Source organism: Pseudomonas sp. CFBP13509 (genome assembly GCF_005233485.1).
Classification (GTDB): domain Bacteria; phylum Pseudomonadota; class Gammaproteobacteria; order Pseudomonadales; family Pseudomonadaceae; genus Aquipseudomonas; species Aquipseudomonas marginalis.
Map to the genome: position 1 here is coordinate 1 of NZ_QGAA01000051.1, position 1,253 is coordinate 1,253.

A 1,253-nucleotide genomic window follows, 5' to 3' on the forward strand; every position below is an offset into this window, starting at 1 on the left:
CATGGACTTGTTCCCTCAAAACGTACGCCATGAAGTGAGTGTTAAGCAGTTTGCTTCAGTTGCTTTGCGTAGTCATTAGGTGAGCTGTATCCCAGCGCCGAGTGCAGCCGTGCCGCGTTGTAAAACCCATGGATGTAGCTTGCGATTGATGTATGGGCCTGCGCTTTGCTGGGATACACCCCGGTGGCTTCTTCCTTCTTGAGTGTGGCAAAAAAGCTCTCTGCCACGGCGTTATCCCAGCAATTTCCCTTACGGCTCATGCTTTGCACGAAGCCTCTTTCCGCGATCATGCTGCGAAAACCGCTACCGGTGTATTGCCGGCCTCGATCAGAGTGAAAAATCACACCATGATCAACTGGCGCTTTAGTCCAGGCGTTCATGAATGCCTGTTGTACCAAGCCCTCGGGCATACGGTCCGACAGGCTGTAACCCAGCACCTGCCGGGTTTGGACACTCAACACCACAGCCAGGTACAACCAACCCTGGCGAGTCGAAATATACGTGATATCCCCCACCCAGGCGGGCGTCGGGCTTGTCACAGAAAAGCGTCGTTTCAACACGTTCTCAGAAATAGGTTGGACATACCGGTTATCCGTCGAGTGTTTGAACCGGGCTTTGATTTTTCCTCGCAGCATCTCCTCTCTCATCAGACGAGCTACTCGCTTGTGCCCTATCGAGTACGACCGGTTATGAAGCGCCTTAACCATACGTGGTCGCCCATAAGTGCCGCGGCTTGCCCGATGAATCGCACGAATTTCCAAGCGAATCGCCGCATCTGGATCAGGGCGTTCCTGGCGCTTCAAATAGCCGTGAAAGCCCGACACCGAGACCTCCATCACTCGACATAACAGCCTGACTGGAAAATGAGTCCGTTCACGGGCGACGAAGGCGTATCTCAGTTGGACTCTCTGGCAAAGAACGCCGTCGCTTTTTTTAGGATTTCTCGTTCCATTTTAAGCGTGGCATTTTCAGCTCGAAGCCGGGCCAGCTCGCTTTCCAGGTCAGAAACCGGATGCCGGGCGGGAGAACTGAGAGGACGCCCGTTGCGTGCGGCGTCCAGCCAATTCCCTAGGGTTTTGACCGAGATATCCAACTGTCGGGCAGCTTCTCCTCGACCAATACTTTCAGCAAGTGTCACTGCTTGAGCTTTGAAGTCATCGGTGTAGCTGCGGCGGGTTTGCTGTGACATAGGTGCCTCCAAGGTTGCGATTAAAATATCGCTTCTTGGCGTCCGCTGCGAGGGAACAAGTCCA

The 1,253-nt window shown here is 54.0% G+C and carries 2 protein-coding genes; both read right to left on the reverse strand.

Features of this window, described 5'->3' with window-relative positions:
• Window positions 1-41 precede the first annotated feature (41 nt).
• Window positions 42-899, reverse strand: coding sequence for an IS3 family transposase (locus PspCFBP13509_RS31290; RefSeq protein ID WP_199275507.1), 858 nt, complete (start codon window positions 897-899; stop codon window positions 42-44).
• A partial coding sequence (locus PspCFBP13509_RS31295) for a transposase (RefSeq protein WP_206361336.1) occupies window positions 896-1,253 on the reverse strand: 358 nt, incomplete at its 5' end. The genes PspCFBP13509_RS31290 and PspCFBP13509_RS31295, both read right to left, overlap by 4 nt.